Raw genomic sequence first — 16,990 nt, 5'->3', positions numbered from 1 at the left:
CGATGAGGTTGTGGTTGTTCATCGGATCTAGAAATCCCCGCCTGGGTAGATGCCCTCGGGCAGTGTGAAGCACGGCGAACCCGAATCGATCCAAATCTCAAAAGGTTTAACGCCTCCACCGACGAGGTAACTCTCCCCGGGAGCAGGCGGATCAATTTGGATAAGAAGCTTTTCATCTATATCCATATCGACGGACACCTTGAGTCCGTTCGCCCGGTAGTGGGCTTCGATGTCTTTCACAATGGGATCGATTTTGGTGCCTTCGGCAACCATGACCGTCGTCGAGCCATTCCAATTGTGCTGTGTCTTGTTGCAGGACAGCAGCACGCCCTTCATCTTTTGATCGATCGAGACAGCAGCATCTTTTGGAATGAGGGCGGTGATCTCCAGTTCCATTGCCTGGGTGTGGGCTTTCGCTTCCTGCCAGGTCAGTCCAGCTTTCATCGGCTCCTCCTGTGTTTGAGTCGCAGTTGGCACAGTTGACTCTGTCGAACCCCCGTTGGGTGGCTCGGCGCAAGCGGCGAGCCCGATCGAACCTGCCACCAGCAACAACGCCATGGCACCGCGACGCGCCCTCATCGAGTCACGATTCCAAGCTTGTTTTCAAGCGCTTTCATGTTATTTTCGTTGTTTGAGTCGATGAGGTTGTGGTTGTTCATGAGGACCTAAAAATCCCCACCCGGGTAGATGCCCTCGGGCAAAGTGAAGCACACAGATCCTGAGGCGATACGGATTTCATTTGGGGCCAAGCCTTCTGCGACGATGTAGTTCTCCCCGGCTCCCAGATCGATTTGGATTCGATAGTCTTCGTCGACATTCCTGTCGGCGGATACTTTCGTTCCTTTCGCCCGGTAGTGGGCTTCGATGTCCTTCACGATCGGCTCGATGTTGGTTCCTTCAACGACCGTGATGGTCGTGGAACCTTTCCATTTGTGGTGTGTGCTGTTGCAGGACAGAAGCATGCCCGTCTCCTTCTGATCGATCGAGACAATGGTGTTGTTTGGGATCAGGGCGGCGATCTCCAGTTCCATAGCTTGAGTGTGGGCTTTGGCTTCCTGCCAGGTCAGTTCAGTTATCAACGGTTCCTCCTGTGTATCAGTGGCAGTTGGCACGGTTGACTCGGTCGAACTCACGCTTGGGTTTCCGGCGCAACCGGCGAGCCCCATCAGCAATGCCAGCAGCACCACCACCACCGTGGCACCGTTCCGAGCCCTCATCGAGTCACAATTTCTAGCATGTCTTCTAGTGCTTTTTCGTTGTCATTATTGGTGGAGGCGATGAGGTTGTGGTTTTCCATGAGGATGTTCCCTTCTTCGACGGTGTTAATCGCCCCAAGTTGGTCGTCGTGGGGGCCGCGGTAATAGTGCTGTTCGAATTCATCCCGATGAATGGGGTTATTTCCATCCCACACCACCCCTTTATTCGTGATGAGGTTGGGAATTCCCTGACCATGGACGAGCAGATCATAGTAGTACAGGTTGGAGTATTCCGTGGTTGGCTGTGGTTTCCAGTCCGGGAGCATGCCGGCCCCGGCGAGGGAGACCACCTTGTCGTATCGGGCTCCGGCGACTTCGGAGCTGGTGACGTTTGCCAGGCCCCAGCTGTGCCCGATGCCGGTTTGTTCGGCACCGTTCAGGTAGGGGTCAGTGCGCATCCCAGTCTCGAATCTTGCCAGTTGCTGCCCCGAGGTGCGTGCGAGGTTCTCATCGTTGGCCTCACCGATTCTCCCCAGGTTGGGACCTCCTGCGGTGTCCTCCTCTCCCGGGAGCCGCCCATCCTTGTAGACGAAAGCCACCGTCCCTGACACCTGGCTGCTGAGGTAATTGGCTACCTGCTGTACGCCGCCTTCGTAGAAGATGTTCATCCCGGTGAAGGTTCCTGGGACGTAGGTGATCACGTGCCGTGTGTCGGGGCCCGGGGTGCCGATCATTTCCACGATCCGGGACCGGCCCCGGTCATAGAGGTAAAGCTGTACGTCCCCGGCTTCCACCTGCTTCAGGTATGCCACCTCATTTTGCAGCATTTTTGTTCGGTTCGGGTCGTGGTGGGCTTGCCCGATCCCCGACAACTTCCGGGCTGTTTCCAGGTTTTTCTCCGCCGCGCGGAGCAGGCTTGGCGCGTTCAACTGGTTCGCCCGGACCCTGGCCAGTGCGGGCATCCCGTCCAAAGCGCCGAACATGGCCGGAGCAGTAGCCAACAGGAGTTCCTGCACCTGCGTGAACCCGGACTCGTCCGCAACAGGGTGGGCTCCCGTGTTCATGCCCGCCCACCAAGTCCCGATCTTCGATGCGTCCAAGCCTTGCAGGGTCTGCTGCCATCCGGGCATTGTGGCCAACGCCTTCACGTCAGCCTCGGTGGCAGTGGACAAGTAGCTCAGCAGAGCCACACCCGATAAGGACGTCGGCACCGTGGCAAGCACCAGAAGGCCGTTCGATACCGTTACCTGCCCGACGTCACCGCTGCCACCGGCAGCGCGGAACGTCGACGCGACGTCGGAAAGCCGGGTCGCGTCCTGATGATTGTCTTCCAAGAACCGTCGCAGCCCGCCACGGACAGCGTCGAGATTAGAGTGCGCCCAGGAGCACTTGTCCTCGAACTCGGACACAGCTGCACTGACTCTGTTGGCCGCGCTTCGGTCTGAGCCGTCTTGGATCCAAAAGGTTGACACTGCGGAGTCCAAGGTGTCTGGATCAGCGGAACTCGCCCCAGCAGTGCTTCCACTCGCCCAGACCCCTGCCGCACAGTGTCCGCGCTCACCACCGGACGGTCAGTCTCCTCCATCGACGGGTGCGGCCCCACGTCCACTGCAAAACCTCCGCCAGCAGGCGCCCAACCGGAGGCAAGCGCCCACTCCCTCACGTCATTCAATCGACGCTGCTCAACCTCCGCCGCGCTCTTCGCTTCGTGGACCTGACGGGCAACATCTTCCAACATGTGGACCAGCTCCGAGCGGGCCGCCCGTTCAGCGGCAACGTTTTCCCGGAAACAGTCTGCGAACACGCCCCGGAATTCCATGAGGGCAGCCGTTGAGATCGTTTCCCGTCCGCGTTGATCCTGCAGCGTACGCGCTGCGTCTCGACATGCACCGATCAGACGTTCGGCAACCCCCGTGTCGAAATCCATTTTACTCCATCAAATAGATAAACCGCCGGCGGCTCCACTATACCTACTGCGCTCGACAGGTTCTGAATCACTTTCGGAAAGCGCTGAGCGGTGGACGAGGGGGTCCGTGGAATTCTCCGGGCCCCAGCGGAGTTGTCCCGAACATGCACAACAAACGGATCGGTTTCCTCTCCTTCGGTCACTGGGCCCGTGTCCCGGGTTCCCTCGTGCCAACGGCTGGGGAAGCCCTGAAACAGGGGATCGAACTCGCTGTGGCTGCTGAGGAACTGGGCATCGACGGAGCCTTCTTCCGCGTGCACCACTTCGCCCGGCAGCAAGCATCGCCCTTTCCACTGCTGAGTGCTATTGCGGCACGGACCAGCCGGATAGAAATGGGCACCGGCGTGATCGATATGAGATACGAAAACAGCCTCTACATGGCCGAGGAAGCAGCAGCCACGGACCTCATCAGTGATGGACGGTTGCAGCTCGGAGTGAGCCGTGGTTCACCCGAACCCGCACGGAACGGAGCCGCGAACTTCGGCTACGTCCCCGAGGACGGTGAGGACGGCGGTGAAATGGCCCGCCGCCACACTGCCCTGTTCCGCAAGGCCATCGCCGGGCACGGGGTGGCCGAAGCGGACCCGCACTACGCCGGCGGGGCCACAGGTCTGCTGCCCATCCAACCCCAGTCACCCGGCCTCCCGCAGCGGATCTGGTGGGGCGCCGGAACCCGCAAAACGGCCGTGTGGGCTGCTGAGCAGGGAATGAACCTGATGAGCTCAACCCTTCTTACCGAGGACACCGGTGTTCCCTTTGACGAACTGCAGGCAGAGCAGATCCAGATGTTCCGCGAAGCCTGGGCGGCCGCAGGGCACGACTTTGAACCGAGGATCTCTGTGAGCCGCAGCGTGATCCCCATCGTGGACGACGTCGACAACCACTACTTCGGCCTCCGAGCCCAAGCGGACAGCCAGGACCAAGTGGGAATTCTCGACGGCGCGTTGTCGCGTTTCGGGAAGAGCTACATCGGCGAGCCGGATCAATTAGCGGACGAACTGGCGAAGGACGCAGCCGTGCAAGCAGCCGACACGGTCCTGCTCACAGTGCCCAACCAGCTTGGCGTCGACTACAACGCCAAGCTGCTGGGCAAAGTCGCCAAGCACATTGCACCGGCTTTCGGATGGAAGGCCCACCAAGGAGTGCAAGGCAGGTAGTGTTGCTGGCTGTGTGTTCTTGCGCCAAGACCGCGCGAGCACTTGACGGTCCCTTCAACGGCGAGGGGACTACGCAGAAAGCAAAGGTTACCCCGTGGACATTCAGAACCTCCTGGAAGACATCGTCGGAGCAGTTCAACCGCACGTCGGCCAAGGCAACGTGGCCGATTACATCCCGCAGCTCGGGGCAGTAGACCCGCATCAATTCGGGATCTCGGTGGTCACCCGGGACGGTGAGGTATTTTCGGCGGGGGACGCCCACGTGGAGTTCTCCATTCAAAGCATCTCCAAAGTCTTCGCCCTCGCCCTGGTGCTGGCTTCCGACGGCGACCACATCTGGAAGAGGGTGTTCCGCGAGCCCTCGGGTAACCCCTTCAACTCCTTGGTCCAGTTGGAAAGCGAAGATGGCATTCCCCGGAATCCGTTCATCAACGCAGGTGCCATCGTGGTGACGGACAGGCTCCTCAGCCTGACTGGCAACGCTGCCCACGCAGTCCGCGACCTGATGCGCCAAGAAACAGGCAACGCAGGGGTCGAAACAGATCAACGGGTTGCGTCATCCGAGTTGGGCAAGGGGCACCGGAATGCCTCATTGGCCCACTTCCTGGCAAGCTGCGGCAACCTGGAGAATCCAGTGGATGACGTCCTGGACTCCTATGCCAAGCAATGCGCCCTGGCCATGACCTGTGAAGACCTGGCGCTCGCAACCCGGTTCCTTGCGTCCAACGGCTTGGGGGCAGACGGGACACTCTTGCTCTCTCCGGCGCAGACCAAGAGAATCAACGCCGTCATGCTCACCTGTGGTACCTATGATGCCGCGGGCGAATTCGCGTACAGAGTTGGGCTCCCGGGCAAGAGTGGGGTCGGCGGTGGCATCGTGGCCGTGGTTCCCAACAAGTGCTCCATCAGCGTGTGGAGCCCTGGTCTGGGAAGGTCGGGTAACTCGGTGGCCGGTGTGGCCGCGCTGGACGAATTCACCACGCGTACTGGCTGGTCCGTGTTTTAGGCGCATTATGGAGAGATGACCCCCAAGGCCGGAAAGATCCCCAAAGCGGGCAAGGCCCGAAAGCCTGCAGCGCTGGCGCCGGGAACCCAGCCCACCGCCGTCGGGTTCCTTGAGCGCCTGAAAATCCGTCAGTCGGACGTCGAACAAGCCAAGTACCAGCGGTACTTCAAGACCGGCCAGGGTGACTATGCCGAGGGCGACTTCTTCATGGGCGTCCGCATGGGCGAGGTCTTCACGCTCGCCAAGGAGTTCGCGGCCATGCCTTTGGACGAGATCGAGAAGCTGCTGGATGAAGACATCCACGAGGCGCGGGCCGGTGCCGTGAAGATCATGTCGCTCCAAGCCCAGAAGAAGAAGACCACCGAAGAGCGCCGCCACACGCTGTTCGAGCTGTACCTGCGACGCCATGACCGCATCAACAACTGGGACCTCGTGGACCTGGGAGCGGGGCGCGTGGTGGGTGGCTGGCTCATGGATAAGTCACGGGACCCGCTGTATGAACTGGCCCGGTCGGAGAACATGTGGGAGCGTCGGACGGCCATCGTGGCGACGTCGGCGTTCATCCGTGAAGGCCAACTGGATGACACCTTCGCCATCGCCGAAATATTGCTGCATGACAAAGAGGACCTCATCAACAAAGCAGTGGGGGGCTGGGTCCGCGATGCCGGTCGCAGCAGTCGGGAACGATTGCTGGCTTTCCTCGATGAACACGCGGCCACCATGCCCAGAACCACCCTTCGTTACGCCATTGAGCATTTGGGCAAAGAGCAGCGGGCCTACTATCTGACGCTTAAAGACAGGGTTTCTCCGGGCTGACCGCGGAGATATGTGACGCTGGATTACCCAGCGTTACCGGGTGTTTCTGAGCCTTTGAAGCATGTTACGGAGCCGCCCTACAGTTTTTTCATGGCAATACAGGACATTTACCCCACCGCGCTGCGGCTGCTTGGCCGCCCGGTGCTGGTGGTGGGCGGCGGCCCCGTTGCGGAACGCCGTGCCAAGGGACTGCTCGACGCCGGTGCGAAAGTCACCGTGGTCGCTCCCGTTGCCACCGAAACCCTTCGCGGACTCGCAGCTTCCGGCCTCGTCACCTGGGCGCAGCGCGAGTACCGCACGTCAGACCTCGACGGCGTCTGGTTCGTTCAGACCGCCACTGGCACTGCCGCTGTGGACACCCAGGTATCGGCCGACGCCGAGGCGCAACGCCTCTGGTGCGTCAATGCCTCGGACCACGAAGCATCAGCCGCGTGGACACCCGCCGTCGCCGTAGTGGACGACGTCAAGATCGCCATCAACGCCGGGGGAGACCCGCGCCGTGCCATGGCCCTTCGCAACGCCGTTGCCACCGCACTTGAAACGGGTGACCTTCCGCTGCGACGCCACCGCAAGCCGGACGCAGCTGGAAAGACTCCGGCTGGTTCCGTGGCTCTGGTCGGTGGCGGTCCGGGCGACTCGGGACTCATCACCGTCCGCGGCAGGCGCCTGCTGGGCCAGGCCGACGTCGTTGTTGCAGACCGTCTTGGCCCGCGTGAGCTGCTCAAGGAACTGGCCCCGGACGTCCGCGTCATCGAGGTGGGCAAGACACCCGGACACCACCCGGTCCCGCAGCTCGAGATCAACCGCATCCTCGTGGACGAAGCACTCAAGGGCAACCGCGTGGTCCGCCTCAAAGGCGGCGACCCCTACGTCCTGGGACGCGGCGGCGAGGAAGCAGAATTCTGCCGGCAGAACGGCGTCGAAGTTGAAGTGGTGTCCGGCGTGACGTCAGCTATTTCGGTTCCGGCCGCTGCTGGCATCCCCGTGACGCACCGCGGCCTGGCCAAGGGCTTCAGCGTGGTGACCGGCCATGAAGAGCTGTCCGAGGTCCCCGCACGCCCCGACCACACTGTGGTGTTGCTCATGGGAGTGGCGCAATTGCGCGATTCCGCTGCTGCGCTGGCCGGCTCGGGTCTGCCTTTGAACACACCAGTAGGTATCGTAGAGAACGGGTATTTGCCGGAACAGCGCGTCACCATCGGTACGTTGGGGACCATTGCGGACCAGGCGGAAGCCGTCGGCGTGGCCAATCCAGCGGTCATCGTGATCGGCGACGTCGTCCGTGTCAGCCCCTTCGCGCCGCAGCATTTCAAGACCGCTGACTACAGCACCATCACCCCCAATCGTCCCCGCGTCCGCAGTAACTGAGAAAAGAAGGAACACAGCCGTGTCAATTAGCACCCCCGTAGGTTCTGCGGACCGTCCGCTTCGCGTCGCCGTCATCGGCTCTGGCCCGGCCGGCGTGTACGCAGCGGACATCCTGACCAAGAGCGAGGCCGTCAAGAGCGGCGAACTTACCGTCAGCATCGACCTCTTTGACCGCTACCCGGCACCGTATGGCCTCATTCGCTACGGCGTTGCTCCGGACCACCCCCGCATCAAGGGCATCGTCAACGCCCTGCACAAGGTCCTGGACCGCGGCGACATCCGCTTCTTCGGCAACGTCGACTACGGCACGGACATCTCCATCGAGGACCTCCGCAAGCACTACGACGCCATCATCTTCGCCACGGGTGCCATCAAGGACGCGGACCTGAACATCCCCGGCATCGAACTTGAAGGTTCCTTCGGCGGCGCCGACTTCGTCTCCTGGTTCGACGGACACCCGGACGTTCCCCGTGAATGGCCGCTGGAAGCCACCGAAATCGCTGTCCTCGGCAACGGCAACGTGGCCCTGGACGTGGCCCGCGTCCTGTCCAAGCACGCCGATGACCTGCTGGTCACGGAGATCCCGGACAACGTGTACGCCGGCCTGAAGAGCTCGCCGGTCACAGACGTGCACGTCTTTGGGCGTCGTGGCCCGGCCCAGGTGAAGTTCACCCCGCTGGAACTCCGCGAACTCTCGCACTCCAAGGACGTGGACATCATCCTCTACGCCGAGGACTTCGAATTCGACGAAGAGTCCGACCGCCAGGTCCAGACGAACAACCAGATCAAGACCATGGTTGGCACGCTCACCAACTGGATTGCCGAGCAGCCCGAGGACCTTTCCGAGCTCAAGGCTTCCCGTCGCCTGCACCTGCACTTCCTGCACAGCCCGGTGGAGATCGTGGACTCCGCAGAAACCCCGGGCAAGGTTGCGGGCATCAAGTTCGAACGCACTGAACTGGATGGCACGGGCAACGCCCGAGGCACCGGCGAGTTCATCGACTACCCGGTCCAGGCCGTGTACCGCGCCATCGGCTACTTCGGTTCGGCCCTGCCGGACGTCGAGTTCGACCACAAGAAGGGTGTCGTCACCAACGACGGCGGTCGCGTCCTGGACGCCGACGGCCAGCACGTTCCGGGCCTCTACGCAACGGGCTGGATCAAGCGTGGTCCGGTTGGCCTTATTGGCCACACCAAGGGCGATGCCCTGGAAACCGTCACGTACCTCCTGGAAGACCGCCAGAACCTGCCGGTAGCCGAGGTTCCCGCAGCTGACGCAGTGGTGGATCTTCTTGATTCCCGCGGCGTGAAGTTCACCAGCTGGGAAGGCTGGTTGGCACTGGACGCCCACGAACTCGCCCTCGGCGCAGCAGCCACCGAGGCCGGCACCTCCCACGGTGTTGAGGTCAAGCGTGAGCGCATCAAGGTTGTACCGCGCGAGGACATGGTCACCATCTCCCGTGATGGTGTAGCCGCGCAGGTCTAGCTTCTGTAATGGCAGGCGGGGTCACGCACTTCACGTGGGTGTGGCCCCGCCGCTGCTTTTAAGGGGTTAACCTTCGGCGGTACCCTGAATCATGGACGTCGTGGTCATCGAAACTCCCCAGCTGGGGGACCGAAGCTACCTGGTGCACGACGGCAGTGTTGCGTTGGTGATCGACCCTCAACGGGACATTGACCGGATGGAAGCGGCGGCGCGGGATGCAGGAGTCCGCATCACGCACGTGGCCGAAACCCACCTGCACAACGACTACGTCACCGGCGGTCTGGTCCTTGCCGAGAAACACAGTGCCGACTACTTGGTGAACGGCGCCGATGAGGTGTCATTTGCCCGCGTCCCCGTCACCGATGGCCAGGTTGTCCACGTTGGCCGGCTCACCGTGACGGTGGTGGCGACTCCCGGGCACACGCACACGCACCTCTCGTACGTGGTGCGGGATGACAGGCACGACGGCGGCCCTGAGGCTGTGTTTTCCGGCGGCAGCTTGCTCTACGGTTCGGTTGGACGGACGGACCTGGTCTCGCCGCAGGACACCGCCCGGTTGGCCCACGAGCAATACTCGTCGGTTCGGCGCCTGGTGGAGTCGGCACCTCCCGACGCGGCACTCTACCCGACCCACGGCTTCGGATCGTTCTGTTCAATCGGGCCTGCGAGCCACCAAGAATCATCAACGATCGGTGAGCAAGCCGAATCCAACCACGCCCTGACGGATGCAAACGAGGACCACTTCGTTTCGCAGCTGCTGGAAAACATCACGGCCTATCCCGCGTATTACGCCCACATGAGTCCGCTCAATGCGGCCGGTCCGGATGCGGCGAAGCTCGAGGTTCCGGACTCTGTGGACCCTGAAGAACTGGGCCGGCGGTTGAAGGCAGGGGAGTGGGTGGTGGATCTGCGGCATCGCGTGGCCTTCGCGGATGGCCATCTGCAAGGCAGCGTGAGCTTCGAGTACGGGAAGGGCGACAACTTCACCAGTTACCTCGGCTGGGTGATCCCGTGGAACCAGCCGCTCACGTTGCTGGGACCTGTGGTTGAGGTTGAAAAGGCGATCCGTGACTTGGCGAGGATCGGCATCGACAGTCCGGATGCCGCCGTCGGGCCTCAACCGGGAGCCCTGGCGCCACAATTGCCGCAAGCAAGCTATCCACACGGTGACTGGGCTGCACTCCTCAAGGACCGGGTGCCTGAGGATGTGGTGCTGGATGTTCGCCGGCCGGAAGAATACAAGGCCTCGCATGTGGTGGGTGCGCTGAATGTGCCGGTGTACGAACTCCTCGGCAGAATCACTGAGCTGCCGGACGCGAGAATCTGGGTGCACTGTGCAACGGGTTACAGGGCGAGTGTTGCCGCCAGCCTGCTGGACAGGGCCGGGCGTGATGTTGTGCTGATCAATGCCAGGTTCCGGGACGCGATCGGGGCAGGGACTGAGACGATGCCGTAACGCGTTGCCGCCCCGCTAAACCGTGGTTGGGCAACAACGGAAAAGCGGACTTGCAACGTCTTAGCAAAGCCGAGAGTTACCGCGGGGCTGAGTCCGAGCAGTAATCAAGATTCCGGTACACGCTCTGGACGGCTGCATCGGGATCGTGGGCCTCCAGGGCATCAACCAGTTCGTCGTGGCCTTCGCGCGGGATGCCGTTGAAGCCGCCCTTGCGTTGCTGCCGAAGGAGGTCGTTGTGGAAGACGCCGCCAAAGGAGACGTACAGCTGGTGCAGCAGCGGATTCCCGGAGGCCAGGGCAACGCGCTCGTGGAACTCCCAATCGGCGCTGGCCCAGGTGGGGTAGTCCTCGGCCTGCCAGGCATCATGGCGGAGCGCGAGGAGTCGGCGCATCTCGGCCAGGTCCTCGGCGGTGGCATGCTTGGTGGCCAGGCGCGCTGCCTGCGTATCCAAGCCGAGCCGGACTTCCACAATGTGTTCCTGCGTGTGCTCCAAGTACATGCGCTGGGCTGCGCCGGACATCTCGCTGTTGGCCCGGACATACGTGCCGTCACCGCGGCGGACCTCCAGCATGCCCGAGTGCGCCAGTGCTTTGATCGCCTCGCGCAGGGTTCCCCGCGAAACGCCCAGTGTCGCCATGAGTTCCGGTTCGGCAGGGATGCGTTCCTGGAGCGGCCACTCGCCGGACTTGATCATGTCCCGCAACTTGGCGGTGATCTCCTCGGCCAGTGCCGGGCGATGCGAAGGCGTCAGGGTCATGCTGTCCTCGGTCCGGTCTTGGTGGCAGTGCGCTTGCTGGTGAGCATGTGGCAGGTAACCATGAGTGCCACCGCCACGATGGACAGCAGGCTCAGGGGCAGCACCCAGCCGCCCGTGGCGCTGTGGAGCAGGCCCATGCCAAAGGGACCAATTGCCGCAATCAAGTATCCCAGCGATTGGGCGATGGTGGAGAGTGCGGTGGTTTCCGCCGTCGAGCGTCCACTGCGGCTGATGATCACCAGAACCAACGGGAAGATGCCCAGGCCGAATCCAAAGAGCACGGCGGGGATCACCGCAAGTGAGGTCGGCAGCCAGATCATGGCCGCGATGGCCAGCAAGGTGGAGCTGCTGGCGAGGTAGAGGGCCGGGCGGAGCATGCCGGGCCGCGAGCCGAAGGCGAGCAGGATCATGCCGGCGGCTACGGAGACCAACTGCATGACGCCGAACTGCAGTCCGCTCTCGGAAGCGCTGAGGCCTTGGGAGGTCAAGATGTAGGCGAACCAGCTCATCACGGCATAGGCCAGGAACGCCTGGAACGTGAAGATGGCGGTGATCAGGATGCCGAGTCGGGTGCGGAGCAGCGGCCACATGGAGACGCGCGGGCGGTCGGTCTTGGTGGAGTTCCGGTGGGTGTGGAGGACCACCGGCAGGAAGCCGAGGAGCGCCGCGACGCCCAGCAAGCCCCATGCGGCCAAGCCCATGGACGGCGAGCCGAGCTGCTGGGCCAAGGGTACGCTGACTGCCGCGGCGAAGGTGGCGCCGCCGGACATGGTGAAGGTGTAGAGGCCGGTCATCATGGACGTGCGCTCGGAGTAGTGCTCGCGGATGAACGACGGCATGGCCACGTTGCACACAGCCAGGCCGGACATCGCCAGGACCGTGCCGCCGAGCAGCGCGCCGGTTACCGGCACGCCACGGACCAGCAGGCCTGCGGCGAGCAATGCCAAAGCGATGGCGATGGCCTTCTCGACGCCGACGCGCCGGGTCAACCAGGAAGTCCCCATGCCTGCAACCGCGAAGCACAGCAGCGGGATGGAAGGCAGAATCGAGGCCACCAACGCGCCATAGCCCAGCACCTGCTGCAATTCGTGGAACAGTGCCGCAGCGCTGGTAATACCGGCGCGGAGGTTCAGGCCAATGAGCACCACGGCAATAATGCCGACGACGGCGACGACGCGCGTCTTAGGGGCCGCCTGCGCGGGGGAGACCAGAGGGATGTTTCCTGTCGTTGTCGTAAGAGAAGTCGTCGCCATATCTAAAGGTTAGACGTTTGACGTCTAATGTCTAGACTTTTGTGGCGAACCTCTCCGCCGGGTGCCTAGCGGGGGTTTCTGGACCCCAAGCGCTGCACGGCCAAGGCGAGCCACAACTGCACCCGGTCCTGCGTCTGCGAAGGGTCGTAGCCCGTCAGTTCGGTGATCTGGGCCAAGCGATACCGCACAGTGTTGCGGTGCAGGGTGAGGGCTTCGGCGACGGCGGCTACTGAGCCGTTGTGGTTCAGGTAGCTTTCCAGCGTGGCCACCAGTTCGGCTCCATGGGCGGCGTCGAACTTCCGCAGCGGCGTCAGCGATTCACTGGCCATGTCGGCCAGGGGAACATCCTCGCTGGCGAGCAGCAGGGACGTCAGGCTCAGGCGTTCCGGCTCGTTCACCGGCAAGCCGTGCGCCACGGCGTCGCGCGCTTCAAAGTAGCTCCACCGCAGGCCGTTCGGCTTCGTGTAGGCGCCCCCGATCCCTATCAGCGCATGGATGCCGGCCTCCTGCAGGTGGTCGCTCAGGCTCTTGGCCAAGGCGGTGGCCGAACTGCCGTCGTCATTGATGACCGTCACCAGGTCCTTCCCAACGACGGCGCTGACGCCGCCTTCCAGTGCCTGGGGCAGGGAGATGCTGATGAGCTGTTTGTGGTGTGCCGTGGATTCGGCAACCAGCACAACGTTTTTCCTTGTGCTGTTGATCCCGACACCTGCCAAGCGACGGGCCGCCTCGATGGTTTCCAAGGTGCCGTGGATGACGTCATCCAGGACCTGCCCGGCCATGGCGCGCTGGGCCTGGCGCTGCTTGACCATGTTGTTGAGCTCCACGCTGATGAGGTTCTGCGCGTAGCTCACGATCCCGGAGTCGACGAAGGGCTGCCGCAGCCACAGCGTGCAGGCGTCCCTGCGGCCGGTGGGAATCGGATACGAAGCCCAGCCGTCCGCCGTCGGGGCCGGCTTCCCCACCACGCTGTTGTAGAGCTGCGCGCTGAACTGGGTGAGTACAACGTCCGTGCGGAGCATGCTGCCGAGTTGCTTGAGGAGTTCGTTGAGTCCGCCGCCGGTGAGCAGCGAGCGGGCCAGGATCTGGTGCCCGGCAAGGAGGCGTTCCAGATTGGAGTAGTGGTCCGCGGAGTGCGATTCGGCAACGAGCTTGCCGATGGCGATGAACGGGATCTCGTACGGCACCTCCACCAGCGGCAAACCCCAGCGGTTGGCCTCTGCGATGAGCGCATCCGGAACGGACTCGTGGGTCAGCCCAATGCCGAAGCCGATTCCCACGGCACCTGCGCGCTGGGCCTGGCGGACGAAGCGCCGCTGATCGGCAGCGCTCTTGAGGCGCAGGCCGGTGGTGAGGACCAATTCTCCGCCGCTCAGGAAACGCTGCGGGTCTTCCAGCTCCGTTACCGCAACCCAGCTGATGTCCTGGTTCAGCGTGGTCTCTGCAAGGCCGGCTTGGCGGAGTTTCAGGGAGGGGACAGCGACGAGCGAAGCGAGGGACATTGCCATGCTTAAAAGCCTAACCCGTCGCTGGGCAAGCGCACTAAGGGAGGGGTGCGTCTGTGTGCAGCTGACTATTCCTCAGACCCCCTCCCTGGCATAGGCTCTGATCAGCTAAATCCATGCCCAGACACCGAAAGAGGGTTGCACGCCGTGGTTCAAACCTTGCAGAACTTCATCAATGGCGAATTCGTTACGCCGGCAGGTACGGGTCTCCTGGACATCGTTAACCCTGCCACCGGGGAAATCGTTGCCAAGTCGCCCATTTCGGTGCAGGCCGATGTGGACGCAGCCATGACCGCGGCCAACGAGGCCTTCAAGTCGTGGAAGAAGGCCACCCCCGGCCAGCGCCAGCTCATGCTCCTCAAGCTCGCCGACGCCGTGGAGGCCAACAGCGACGAACTCGTGGAAGCCCAGCACCGCAACACCGGACAGGTCCGCTCCCTGATCGCTTCCGAGGAAGTTGCCGCCGGTGCAGACCAGCTCCGCTTCTTCGCAGGCGCTGCACGCATCATGGAAGGCAAGTCCGCAGGCGAGTACTTCGAGGGCCACACCTCCTACGTGCGCCGCGAACCGATCGGCGTCGTAGCCCAGGTTGCGCCGTGGAACTACCCGTTCCTCATGGCCATCTGGAAGATCGGCCCCGCCCTGGCTGCCGGCAACACCGTTGTCCTCAAGCCGTCCGACACCACCCCGGAGTCCACCCTCGTGCTGGCACGACTCGCCGGTGAGATCTTCCCGGCCGGCGTCCTCAACGTTGTCCTGGGCACCGGCGAAACCGGAGCCATGATGGTTGACCACAAGGTCCCCGGACTAGTGTCCATCACCGGCTCCGTCCGCGCAGGCATTGCAGTTGCCAGTGGCGCGGCCAAGGGCCTCAAGCGTGCCCACCTGGAACTTGGCGGCAAGGCTCCGGCCATCGTCTTCAAGGATGCCGACATCAAGAAGAGTGCAGCGGCCATCGCCGAGTTCGCCTTCTTCAACGCAGGCCAGGACTGCACGGCCATCACCCGCGTGCTAATCGAAGACTCGGTCCACGACGACGTTGTGGCAGCAATGGTGGAGCACACCAGGACCCTGCACACCGGTTCGCAGAACGACGAAGACAACTACTTCGGACCGCTCAACAACGTGAACCACTTCAACGCCGTGACCTCCGTGGTGGAGCACCTCCCGGCCAACTGCAAGATCGAAACCGGCGGCCACCGCGCAGGCGAGAAGGGATTCTTCTTCGAGCCCACCATCATCACCGGCGCCAAGCAGAGCGACGACATCGTGCAGAAGGAAACCTTCGGCCCGGTCATCACCGTGCAGAAGTTCAGCACCGAAGAAGAAGCGCTGGAACTGGCCAACGACGTCGAATATGCCCTGGCGTCCAGCGTCTGGACCACCGACCACGGAACGGCCATGCGCATGAGCCGAGACCTTGATTTCGGTGCGGTCTGGATCAACACCCACATCCTCCTGACGGCAGAGATGCCGCACGGCGGCTTCAAGCAGTCCGGCTACGGCAAGGACCTCTCCATGTACGGCGTCGAGGACTACACGCGCATCAAGCACGTGATGAGTGCATTGGATGCATAACGCAGTTGCATAACGCGTCCGCGTAACCCGTACGAATTTCCCAGAAAGGCAACCACCCCATGACCACCACCGCGAACGAACTGTCGTACCGCATCGAGCAGAAGCGCAACATCAACGGCGCCTTCCCCGGACCCAAGTCGCAGGCACTGGCCGAGCGTCGCTCCGCCGTCGTTGCTGCCGGCGTCGCCTCCGGCGTCCCCGTCTACGTTGAAGACGCCGATGGCGGCATCATCCGCGACGTCGATGGCAACTCCTTCATCGACCTCGGCTCCGGCATCGCCGTGACCAGCGTCGGCGCGTCCGACCCCGCCGTCGTCGCTGCCGTCCAGGAAGCTGCCGCGCACTTCACGCACACCTGCTTCATGGTTACCCCGTACGAGGGCTACGTTGCAGTTGCCGAGCAGCTCAACCGCCTCACCCCGGGCGACCACGCCAAGCGCACCGTGCTTTTCAACTCCGGCGCTGAAGCCGTAGAGAACGCCGTCAAGGTTGCTCGCCTGGCCACCGGCCGCGACGCCGTGGTTGCCTTCGACCACGCCTACCACGGCCGCACCAACCTGACCATGGCACTCACCGCTAAGGCCATGCCGTACAAGACCAATTTCGGCCCGTTCGCGCCCGAGGTCTACCGCATGCCCATGAGCTACCCGTTCCGTGAAGAGAACCCGGACATCACCGGTGCCGAGGCAGCCAAGCGCGCCATCACCATGATCGAGAAGCAGATCGGTGGCGACCAGGTTGCTGCGATCATCATCGAGCCCATCCAGGGCGAGGGCGGCTTCATCGTTCCGGCCGAGGGCTTCCTGCCGGCACTGTCCGCATGGGCCAAGGAAAAGGGCATCGTCTTCATCGCCGATGAAGTCCAGTCCGGCTTCTGCCGCACGGGCGAATGGTTCGCCGTTGACCACGAAGGTGTTGTCCCTGACATCATCACCATGGCCAAGGGCATCGCCGGCGGCCTGCCGCTGTCCGCGATCACCGGCCGCGCCGACCTGCTCGACGCCGTCCACCCGGGCGGCCTCGGCGGCACCTACGGTGGCAACCCGGTTGCCTGCGCAGCAGCACTCGCAGCGATCGACACCATGGAACAGCACGACCTCAACGGCCGCGCCCGCCACATCGAAGAGCTGGCCCTGGGCAAGCTCCGCGAACTGGCCGAAGAAGTTTCCGTGGTTGGCGACATCCGTGGCCGTGGCGCCATGCTGGCCATCGAGCTCGTCCAGCCCGGCTCCAAGGAACCGAACGCCGACCTTACCAAGGCCGTTGCCGCTGCTTGCCTCAAGGAAGGTGTCATCATCCTGACCTGTGGCACCTACGGCAACGTGATCCGGTTGCTCCCGCCGCTGGTGATCAGCGACGAACTGCTCCTCGACGGCCTTGAGGTCCTCGCCGCAGCCATCAAGGCCAACGCGTAAGCCTCACCGCTCTACACAGAAGGAGGGCCGG

Annotated in this window: 14 protein-coding genes; 8 read left to right on the top strand and 6 right to left on the bottom strand. The window is 63.0% G+C overall.

What is annotated here, in order from left to right:
- Positions 1 to 27: 27 nt before the first annotated feature.
- From ACR30Z_RS03350 to ACR30Z_RS03340, 3 genes are all read right to left on the bottom strand, one after another.
- Entirely contained in the window at positions 28 to 444 is a 417-nt protein-coding gene (locus tag ACR30Z_RS03350) for a hypothetical protein (protein WP_434371202.1), read from the bottom strand.
- Positions 445 to 665: 221 nt separating this feature from the next.
- Positions 666 to 1,193, bottom strand: a complete 528-nt coding sequence (locus ACR30Z_RS03345) for a hypothetical protein (protein WP_434371201.1) — start codon at positions 1,191 to 1,193, stop codon at positions 666 to 668.
- Between the two features lie 20 nt (positions 1,194 to 1,213).
- Positions 1,214 to 2,605, bottom strand: coding sequence for a hypothetical protein (locus ACR30Z_RS03340; protein WP_434371200.1), 1,392 nt, complete (start codon positions 2,603 to 2,605; stop codon positions 1,214 to 1,216).
- Between the two features lie 661 nt (positions 2,606 to 3,266).
- Between ACR30Z_RS03340 and ACR30Z_RS03335 the strand changes: the two genes are divergently transcribed.
- From ACR30Z_RS03335 to ACR30Z_RS03310, 6 genes are all read left to right on the top strand, one after another.
- Positions 3,267 to 4,319, top strand: a complete 1,053-nt coding sequence (locus ACR30Z_RS03335) for an LLM class flavin-dependent oxidoreductase (protein ID WP_434371199.1) — start codon at positions 3,267 to 3,269, stop codon at positions 4,317 to 4,319.
- Positions 4,320 to 4,413: 94 nt separating this feature from the next.
- Positions 4,414 to 5,325, top strand: coding sequence for a glutaminase (locus ACR30Z_RS03330; RefSeq protein ID WP_434371198.1), 912 nt, complete (start codon positions 4,414 to 4,416; stop codon positions 5,323 to 5,325).
- 15 nt (positions 5,326 to 5,340) lie between these two features.
- Positions 5,341 to 6,141 carry a DNA alkylation repair protein gene (locus ACR30Z_RS03325; RefSeq protein WP_434371197.1) on the top strand — a complete coding sequence of 267 codons (801 nt, stop codon included), beginning with the start codon at positions 5,341 to 5,343 and terminating at the stop codon, positions 6,139 to 6,141.
- 90 nt (positions 6,142 to 6,231) lie between these two features.
- Positions 6,232 to 7,509 (top strand): uroporphyrinogen-III C-methyltransferase, encoded by a 1,278-nt coding sequence (cobA, locus tag ACR30Z_RS03320; protein ID WP_144648703.1) that lies wholly within the window; start codon positions 6,232 to 6,234, stop codon positions 7,507 to 7,509.
- A 19-nt stretch (positions 7,510 to 7,528) separates the two neighbouring features.
- A complete protein-coding gene (locus ACR30Z_RS03315) occupies positions 7,529 to 8,995 on the top strand; it encodes an FAD-dependent oxidoreductase (protein WP_144648702.1) in 1,467 nt (488 codons plus the stop codon).
- Positions 8,996 to 9,086: 91 nt separating this feature from the next.
- Positions 9,087 to 10,451: an MBL fold metallo-hydrolase gene (locus tag ACR30Z_RS03310; protein ID WP_434371196.1), complete on the top strand. Its 1,365-nt coding sequence runs from the start codon at positions 9,087 to 9,089 to the stop codon at positions 10,449 to 10,451.
- 76 nt (positions 10,452 to 10,527) lie between these two features.
- Here ACR30Z_RS03310 and ACR30Z_RS03305 read toward each other — a convergent pair whose 3' ends face one another.
- The 3 genes from ACR30Z_RS03305 to ACR30Z_RS03295 all read right to left on the bottom strand — a co-directional run bounded on the left by ACR30Z_RS03305 (position 10,528) and on the right by ACR30Z_RS03295 (position 13,969).
- Positions 10,528 to 11,208 (bottom strand): FadR/GntR family transcriptional regulator, encoded by a 681-nt coding sequence (locus tag ACR30Z_RS03305; RefSeq protein WP_144648700.1) that lies wholly within the window; start codon positions 11,206 to 11,208, stop codon positions 10,528 to 10,530.
- Positions 11,205 to 12,461 (bottom strand): MFS transporter, encoded by a 1,257-nt coding sequence (locus ACR30Z_RS03300; protein ID WP_144648699.1) that lies wholly within the window; start codon positions 12,459 to 12,461, stop codon positions 11,205 to 11,207. Before ACR30Z_RS03300 ends, ACR30Z_RS03305 begins: the two co-directional genes overlap by 4 nt.
- A gap of 65 nt (positions 12,462 to 12,526) precedes the next feature.
- A complete protein-coding gene (locus ACR30Z_RS03295) occupies positions 12,527 to 13,969 on the bottom strand; it encodes a PucR family transcriptional regulator (protein WP_144648698.1) in 1,443 nt (480 codons plus the stop codon).
- 144 nt (positions 13,970 to 14,113) lie between these two features.
- On the opposite strand from ACR30Z_RS03295, the gene ACR30Z_RS03290 reads away from it, so the two are divergent.
- Both ACR30Z_RS03290 and gabT read left to right on the top strand, forming a co-directional pair.
- Positions 14,114 to 15,544, top strand: coding sequence for a gamma-aminobutyraldehyde dehydrogenase (locus tag ACR30Z_RS03290; RefSeq protein ID WP_144648697.1), 1,431 nt, complete (start codon positions 14,114 to 14,116; stop codon positions 15,542 to 15,544).
- A 59-nt stretch (positions 15,545 to 15,603) separates the two neighbouring features.
- Positions 15,604 to 16,959 (top strand): 4-aminobutyrate--2-oxoglutarate transaminase, encoded by a 1,356-nt coding sequence (gene gabT, locus ACR30Z_RS03285; protein ID WP_144648696.1) that lies wholly within the window; start codon positions 15,604 to 15,606, stop codon positions 16,957 to 16,959.
- Positions 16,960 to 16,990: the final 31 nt, after the last annotated feature.

The organism is Paenarthrobacter sp. FR1, from assembly GCF_051106045.1.
GTDB classification, from domain to species: Bacteria; Actinomycetota; Actinomycetes; order Actinomycetales; family Micrococcaceae; genus Arthrobacter; species Arthrobacter nitroguajacolicus_A.
The sequence above is the reverse complement of the archived record's forward strand: the minus strand, read 5'-3'. Positions and strand labels throughout refer to the sequence as shown.

What these genes read in the sequence shown, in the direction of transcription:
- gabT (WP_144648696.1), top strand. Translation starts at nt 15,604, where the DNA reads ATGACCACCACCGCGAACGAACTGTCGTACCGCATCGAGCAGAAGCGC.
- ACR30Z_RS03325 (WP_434371197.1), top strand. Translation starts at nt 5,341, where the DNA reads ATGACCCCCAAGGCCGGAAAGATCCCCAAAGCGGGCAAGGCCCGAAAG.
- ACR30Z_RS03335 (WP_434371199.1), top strand. Translation starts at nt 3,267, where the DNA reads ATGCACAACAAACGGATCGGTTTCCTCTCCTTCGGTCACTGGGCCCGT.
- ACR30Z_RS03310 (WP_434371196.1), top strand. Translation starts at nt 9,087, where the DNA reads ATGGACGTCGTGGTCATCGAAACTCCCCAGCTGGGGGACCGAAGCTAC.
- ACR30Z_RS03350 (WP_434371202.1), bottom strand. Translation starts at nt 444, where the DNA reads ATGAAAGCTGGACTGACCTGGCAGGAAGCGAAAGCCCACACCCAGGCA.
- ACR30Z_RS03305 (WP_144648700.1), bottom strand. Translation starts at nt 11,208, where the DNA reads ATGACCCTGACGCCTTCGCATCGCCCGGCACTGGCCGAGGAGATCACC.
- cobA (WP_144648703.1), top strand. Translation starts at nt 6,232, where the DNA reads ATGGCAATACAGGACATTTACCCCACCGCGCTGCGGCTGCTTGGCCGC.
- ACR30Z_RS03300 (WP_144648699.1), bottom strand. Translation starts at nt 12,461, where the DNA reads ATGGCGACGACTTCTCTTACGACAACGACAGGAAACATCCCTCTGGTC.
- ACR30Z_RS03295 (WP_144648698.1), bottom strand. Translation starts at nt 13,969, where the DNA reads ATGGCAATGTCCCTCGCTTCGCTCGTCGCTGTCCCCTCCCTGAAACTC.